Below are 6,162 nucleotides of genomic sequence, written 5' to 3' on the forward strand. Positions count from 1 at the left end.
TCGCTGATCCCCAGGTCGAGATCGGGGGGGCGCGCTCGCGCGCGGCCAGAAGTCAGGACAGGCGGACGGTCGCCTGCGAGCGGCCGAGCACCTTGGCGCCCTCGTGGGTCACCGTGAGGTCGACGCGCACCGTGCCGGCGTCGGCGTCGATCGCGCCGACCGCCGCCGAGACCTCGACGACGGCGGTGCCGTCGGCCGGCACCGGGACCGGCTTCGTGAAGCGCGTCTGGTAGGCGACGACGGCGCCGGGGTCGCCCGCCCAGTCGGCGACGACGCCCACGACCGAACCCATCGTGAGCATGCCGTGGGCGATCACGTCGGGCAGCCCGACGCCGGTGGCGAAGGACTCGTCCCAGTGGATCGGGTTGAAGTCGCCGCTGGCCCCGGCGTAGCGCACGAGGCGGGCGCGGTCGAGCTCGACCGTCCCGGTGGCGACGACGTCGCCGACGGCGAGGTCCGCGAGCGCGGGCCGGTTCATCAGGAGTCCTCCCCGCGGATCACGAGGCTCGAGGAGACGGTCGCGACGGGCTCGCGGGCGCTGTCGTCGGCCCCGTCGCCCGCGGCGAAGATCTCGCAGCGCGTGGTCACCATCGCGATGCCGGCGCGCTCGGTCACGGAGTCGACGTGCAGCACGGTGACCAGCTCGTCGCCCGCGACGATCGGCCGGTGGTGCACGAACTTCTCGTCCGCGTGGACGACGCGCGAGAAGTCGATCCCGGCGTCCGGGTCCTGGACGTACTGCGCCTCGGCCCGCTGCGCGACGACGACGGCGAACGTGGGGGGCGCGACGAGGTCCGGATAGCCGAGACCCCGCGCCGCCACGAGGTCGTGGTGCGCGGGGTGGGCGGCACCGACGGCGGACGCGAACTCACGGAGCTTCTCGCGCCCCACGGAGTAGGGGGCGGTGGCCGGGTACTCGCGGCCAGCGAAGCCTCGATCAGGAAGCGTGTTCGCCACGTCGGTGCGGTGATCCGTCGAGGGCTGGGTCAGCGGGTCTCGCGGTGCGACGTGTGCTTGCCGCAGCGCGGGCAGAACTTCGCCAGCTCGAGACGGTCGGGGTCGTTGCGGCGGTTCTTCTTCGTGATGTAGTTCCGCTCCTTGCAGTCCACGCAGGCCAGCGTGATCTTCGGGCGGACGTCCGCGCTCTTGGCAGCCATGGTGTGTCACCTCTCGCGCCCCCGGAAGGCGCCACGTGAATCAAGGAACAGGCCGGTCCGACGCCGGCCGTCGAACCGTGATGGTGTCGGTAGCGAGGGCGGGGCTCGAACCCGCGACCTCACGATTATGAGTCGTGCGCTCTGACCAGCTGAGCTACCCCGCCGCGCGTGACGGAACGCAGGACCCTCCGCCCTCCACCGAGGACGGCGGTCCCGCGTCACATCACAGAGCCCCGAAAGGGAATCGAACCCTTGACCTTCTCCTTACCATGGAGACGCTCTGCCGACTGAGCTATCGGGGCAGCGGAGAAGACTCTACACGGCTCTCGGCACCTGGTGAAATCCGCGGGATGCCCGCTCGATCACACCGTGCGCCGGGGCCGCGAGGCCCCTCCAGACGTCGGACGAGGCGCCTCCCGAGGGTGGCGCCCCGTCCGTCGCGGTGGCAGGTGAGGGATTCGAACCCCCGAAGGCTGAGCCGTCTGATTTACAGTCAGATCCCTTTGGCCGCTCGGGCAACCTGCCGTGCGGGCTCGCAGACGAGCTCGCGGGTAGAACCATAACGCCCCGGAGGGCCCCGGCGGAAATCGTCCCGCCGTGGCCCGCGTCACGACCGCCCGGGCCCCCGGTCGGGGCCCTACATTGAGGCGGTGACGTCCCCCTCCTCCCCCGACCGCTGGGGGCTGCCGCTCGGCCTCTCGGCGTTCGTCCTCTGGGGCGCGATGCCCCTGTTCTTCCCGCTGCTCGAGCCCGCCGGCCCCGTCGAGATCATCGCCCACCGCGTGGTGTGGAGCCTCGTGTTCTGCGTGGTGCTCCTGCTCGTCACGCGCACGTTCGGGTCGTTCGTCGCCGTGCTGCGCCACGGCCGCGTCATGGGTGCGCTCGCCGTCGCGTCGGTGCTGATCATCGCGAACTGGACCACGTACGTGTACGCGGTGCTCTCCGGCCACGTGCTGGACGCCGCCCTGGGCTACTTCATCAACCCGCTCCTCACGGTGCTCCTCGGCGTGCTCGTGCTGCGAGAGCGCCTGCGGGTGGCGCAGTGGGTGGCGCTCGGGTTCGGGGCGGCGGCCGTCGTGGTGATCTCCACCGGGGTGGGCGGTCTGCCCTGGATCGCGCTCGTCCTCGCGGGCGCCTTCGGGCTCTACTCGCTCGTGAAGAACCGGGTGGGACGCGACGTCGGCGCGCTGCCCGGCCTGACAGCGGAGACGGCCGTGGCCACGCCGTTCGCCCTCGCGTACCTCGTGGTCCTCGGCGCCACGGGGGTCGGCACGTTCACCACCGAGGGCGTGGGCCACGCGCTCCTGCTCGCCGCGTGCGGCGTCATCACGGGCCTGCCCCTGCTGCTGTTCTCGGCCGCCGCGCGCCGGGTCCCGCTGTCCGTGGTCGGGATGCTGCAGTACCTGACCCCCGTGCTGCAGTTCCTGCTGGGCCTCCTCGTCTTCGGCGAGCACATGCCGCCCACCCGCTGGGCCGGGTTCGTGCTCGTGTGGGTGGCGCTGGTGATCCTCAGCGTGGACGGCACCCGCCAGGCCCGCGCCGCCCGCCTGGCCGCTCGCGCACGGACTACGGTGGTCACCGAACCCTGACCCTGACCCGAAGGAGCCCGTCGTGGCCGACTCGTCGTTCGACATCGTCAGCAAGGTGGACCGCCAGGAGGTGGACAACGCCCTCAACCAGGCCGCCAAGGAGATCTCCCAGCGGTACGACTTCAAGGGGGTGGGCGCCTCCATCGCGTGGAGCGGGCAGGACACCGTCGTCTTCGAGGCGAACTCCGCGGAGCGCGTGCTCGCCGCCCTCGACGTCTTCCAGACCAAGCTCATCAAGCGCGGGGTCTCGCTCAAGGCCTTCGACACGGGCGAGAACGAGCCCCAGTCGTCCGGCAAGGTCTACCGGCTCGCGGGCTCCCTCAAGGAGGGCCTCGCGGGCGAGAACGCCAAGAAGGTCACCAAGGTCATCCGCGACGAGGGCCCCAAGGGCGTCAAGACGCAGATCACCGGCGACGAGGTGCGGGTCACGAGCAAGTCCCGCGACGACCTGCAGGCCGTGATCGCGCTCCTCAAGGGCGCGGACCTCGACTTCGCGGTCCAGTTCGTCAACTACCGGTGACGGCGCGGGCGGGCGACGCGGGCCGCGGGCTGCCGCGGGTCGTCGCGACGGACCTCGACGGCACGCTGCTGCGCTCGGACGGCTCCGTCTCGGAGCGCACGCGGCGCGCGCTGCGGACCGTGGAGGAGGCCGGCACCGAGGTCGTCTTCGTCACCGCCCGTCCGCCCCGCTGGCTCGCCGACCTGGCCGACCTGGTCGGCGGCCACGGCCGGGTCATCGCCCTCGGCGGCGCCGCGGTGTGGGACCTGGGCTCCGGGCGGGCGCTGGACGCCTGCGGCTTCGACGACGCCGTCGTGCGCGACCTGGTCGCCGGGCTGCGGGAGGCCGTGCCCGGGGTGGGCCTCGCCGTCGAGACCGTCCGCGGCCCGGCCTTCGATCCCTGGTTCCCCGACGGCGAGCCCGGGCTCGACCGCGGCCTGCGGGCCGTGCCCGTCGAGGACGCGCTGCGCGGCGGGGACGACGCCGTCGCCAAGCTCCTCGCGGTCCGGCCCGGCACGCCGGCGCAGGGCTTCGGCGTCGTGCAGCGCGGCGACGTCCAGGACGACGCCCAGGAGGCCTTCTTCGAGCGCGTGCGCGACGTCGTCGGTGGCCGGGCCGCGCTGCACTACTCGGGCGCGGCCGGACTGGCCGAGCTGCTGCCGCCCGGGGTGACGAAGGACGTCGCGCTCGCCCGGTGGTGCCGGCGGCTCGACGTCGACGCCCGCGACGTGTGGGCCTTCGGCGACATGCCCAACGACCTGCCGATGCTGCGCTGGGCGGGCCGCGGGCACGCCGTCGCCAACGCGCACCCGGACGTGCTCGCGTGTGCGGACGCCGTCGTGCCCGGCAACGACGACGACGGCGTCGCCGCCGCGCTGGAGGCCGCGCTCGGCGCCTGGCCGCCCGTGGCCGGCTACCGGGCGGAGCCGCTCTCCCCCTGAGCGCGCTGCCGGTCGGCCACGAGCTGGGCCCGCAGCTCCTGCACCTCCGCGACGAGCAGGGCGACCTGCGCCTGGCTGACCATGCCGACGGGCGCCTCCCCCGTCGCCCCGCCACCCACCGCGCCCGGGCGGTCGTCCGGCGACGACGTGTCGGTGACCCGCTCCACCAGCCACGACGAGAGCGTCGCCGTGACGACGCCCAGCAGCGCGATGCCGCCGAGCATCAGGCAGACCGCGACGACCCGGCCCGCCGGGGTCACCGGCGCGAGGTCGCCATAGCCCACGGTCGTGATCGTCACCATCGCCCACCAGAAGCCGTCCCCGAGATTGACGATGCTGGCGCCCGGCGCGCCGCGCTCGGCCTGGGTCACGGTCAGCGCGCCGACGACCACCAGGAGCGCGGTGCCGGCCGCGGCGAACCGCACCACCCGGCCCCGCAGCCGCACGGCGTTCACCCGGTTGAGGCGCACCACCACGGACACCAGCAGCAGCGGGCGCAGCACGGGCAGCACGACCACCGCGAGCTCGAGCGGGTGCCGGCGGACGTACCGCCACGGGCGCGGGGCCAGCCGGGCGCGCACGACGTAGTCCACGACGAAGAGCAGCCAGGTCACCGCGAGGACGAACGAGCAGACGGCCTGCACGTCCGGCGAGGCGTCCGGGCGGGCGATAGGGATCGCGTACGCGACCAGGAACAACAGCGAGATCACCGTCAGCGGCCACTCGGTGGCCGCCTGCCAGCGCCGCAGGCGCGCGTGACCGGCGTCCGGGTGCGACGACGGCGGGCGCTCGCGCGGCCCGGGCTCGGCCGCGTCCTCCGGGCCGCCCGGCGGGGCTGGGGTCATCGCAGGTCAGCCTGGCAGACCGGCGTCGCCCCCGCCCCCCGAGGGCGCGCCCGCGGGGCGTCAGTAGCGGGTGATTCCCCCGGGACCGAAGCCCGTGCCGCCGGCCATCTTCTCCAGCCGGGCGATGCGGTCCGCCATCGGCGGGTGCGTGGAGAACAGCTTGGCCATGCCGGCGCCGCGGAACGGGTTGGCGAGCATGAGGTGGGAGACGTTCTGCAGCTCGCGGGTCTGCGGCAGCGGCGCCTTCGCCGTGCCGGACTCCAGCTTGCGCAGCGCCGACGCGAGGGCCATCGGGTCGCCGGTGAGCTTGGCGCCGTCCTCGTCCGCGTCGTACTCGCGCGTCCGCGAGATCGCCATCTGGATCATCATCGCCGCGAACGGCGCGAGGATCGCCATCGCCAGGGCGGCGAGCGGGTTGCCGCCCTCGCGCCGGTCCCCGCCGCCGAAGATCAGCAGGAACTGCGCCAGCGAGGTGATGACGCCCGCCATCGCCGACGCCACGGACGACGTGAGGATGTCGCGGTTGTACACGTGCATCAGCTCGTGGCCCAGCACCCCGCGCAGCTCGCGCTCGTCGAGCAGGCGCAGGATGCCCTCGGTGCAGCACACCGCCGCGTTCTTGGGGTTGCGCCCGGTCGCGAACGCGTTCGGCGCCTGCGTGGGCGAGATGAACAGGCGCGGCATGGGCTGGCGGGCCTCGGTGGAGAGCTCCCGCACGATGCGGTACATCTCCGGCGCCTCGAGCTCCGTCACCGGGTAGGCGTGCATCGCCCGGATCGCGATCTTGTCGGAGTTCCAGTAGCCGATGAACGTCGTGACGAGGCCGATCCCCACGAAGACGACGAGCATGCCCGCGCTGCCGCGGAAGAACAGGGCCCACAGACCGAGGACCACGGCCCACATGACGCCGAAGAGCGCCGCCGTCTTGAGACCGTTGAAGTGCTGGTGGCCCATGTGTCCTGCTGTCTCCTTCCGTGCGTCCCGCCCGCGCCGGCGCGCCGGCAGGATCCCACGGGGTGAACGCGCCGAGGGCCCGGGCGGTTCCCGCCCACCCGCCGAGATAGAGAACCCGGACCCGCGAGATAGAGAGGCTCGGACGAGGCCGCACCATGGCGCGGCGGCGTCCGAGCC

Annotated in this window: 8 protein-coding genes and 3 tRNA genes; 3 read left to right on the forward strand and 8 right to left on the reverse strand. The window is 73.4% G+C overall.

Going from position 1 to position 6,162, the window contains the following annotated elements; translation table 11 throughout:
• Nucleotides 1-52 precede the first annotated feature (52 nt).
• The 6 genes from ACFUVW_RS18780 to ACFUVW_RS18805 all read right to left on the reverse strand — a co-directional run bounded on the left by ACFUVW_RS18780 (nucleotide 53) and on the right by ACFUVW_RS18805 (nucleotide 1,682).
• Nucleotides 53-478 (reverse strand): MaoC family dehydratase, encoded by a 426-nt coding sequence (locus tag ACFUVW_RS18780; RefSeq protein ID WP_430572828.1) that lies wholly within the window; start codon nucleotides 476-478, stop codon nucleotides 53-55.
• The gene (locus ACFUVW_RS18785) at nucleotides 478-957 is read right to left on the reverse strand and encodes a MaoC family dehydratase N-terminal domain-containing protein (RefSeq protein WP_430572829.1); all 480 of its coding nucleotides are present in this window, start codon (nucleotides 955-957) and stop codon (nucleotides 478-480) included. Before ACFUVW_RS18785 ends, ACFUVW_RS18780 begins: the two co-directional genes overlap by 1 nt.
• Before the next feature lie 29 nt (nucleotides 958-986).
• A complete protein-coding gene (rpmG, locus tag ACFUVW_RS18790; protein ID WP_079572326.1) occupies nucleotides 987-1,157 on the reverse strand; it encodes a 50S ribosomal protein L33 in 171 nt (56 codons plus the stop codon).
• 90 nt (nucleotides 1,158-1,247) lie between these two features.
• A tRNA-Met gene (locus ACFUVW_RS18795) sits at nucleotides 1,248-1,321 on the reverse strand.
• A 65-nt stretch (nucleotides 1,322-1,386) separates the two neighbouring features.
• Nucleotides 1,387-1,459, reverse strand: a tRNA-Thr gene (locus ACFUVW_RS18800).
• 141 nt (nucleotides 1,460-1,600) lie between these two features.
• A tRNA-Tyr gene (locus tag ACFUVW_RS18805) sits at nucleotides 1,601-1,682 on the reverse strand.
• Between the two features lie 125 nt (nucleotides 1,683-1,807).
• Between ACFUVW_RS18805 and rarD the strand changes: the two genes are divergently transcribed.
• The 3 genes from rarD to ACFUVW_RS18820 are packed head-to-tail and all read left to right on the forward strand — an operon-like array spanning nucleotide 1,808 to nucleotide 4,186.
• The gene (gene rarD, locus ACFUVW_RS18810) at nucleotides 1,808-2,746 is read left to right on the forward strand and encodes an EamA family transporter RarD (protein WP_430572830.1); all 939 of its coding nucleotides are present in this window, start codon (nucleotides 1,808-1,810) and stop codon (nucleotides 2,744-2,746) included.
• 22 nt (nucleotides 2,747-2,768) lie between these two features.
• Entirely contained in the window at nucleotides 2,769-3,266 is a 498-nt protein-coding gene (locus ACFUVW_RS18815) for a YajQ family cyclic di-GMP-binding protein (protein WP_430572831.1), read from the forward strand.
• Nucleotides 3,263-4,186, forward strand: coding sequence for an HAD family hydrolase (locus tag ACFUVW_RS18820; RefSeq protein WP_430572832.1), 924 nt, complete (start codon nucleotides 3,263-3,265; stop codon nucleotides 4,184-4,186). Before ACFUVW_RS18815 ends, ACFUVW_RS18820 begins: the two co-directional genes overlap by 4 nt.
• Here ACFUVW_RS18820 and ACFUVW_RS18825 read toward each other — a convergent pair.
• Together ACFUVW_RS18825 and htpX are read right to left on the reverse strand one after the other, a co-directional pair.
• The gene (locus ACFUVW_RS18825) at nucleotides 4,159-5,031 is read right to left on the reverse strand and encodes a potassium channel family protein (protein WP_430572833.1); all 873 of its coding nucleotides are present in this window, start codon (nucleotides 5,029-5,031) and stop codon (nucleotides 4,159-4,161) included. The two genes, ACFUVW_RS18820 and ACFUVW_RS18825, sit on opposite strands and share 28 nt — an antisense overlap.
• Nucleotides 5,032-5,091: 60 nt before the next feature.
• A complete protein-coding gene (gene htpX / locus ACFUVW_RS18830) occupies nucleotides 5,092-5,985 on the reverse strand; it encodes a zinc metalloprotease HtpX (RefSeq protein WP_430572834.1) in 894 nt (297 codons plus the stop codon).
• Nucleotides 5,986-6,162 lie beyond the last annotated feature (177 nt).

It is taken from the genome of Isoptericola sp. NPDC057391 (genome assembly GCF_042668085.1).
Classification (GTDB): Bacteria; Actinomycetota; Actinomycetes; order Actinomycetales; family Cellulomonadaceae; genus Isoptericola.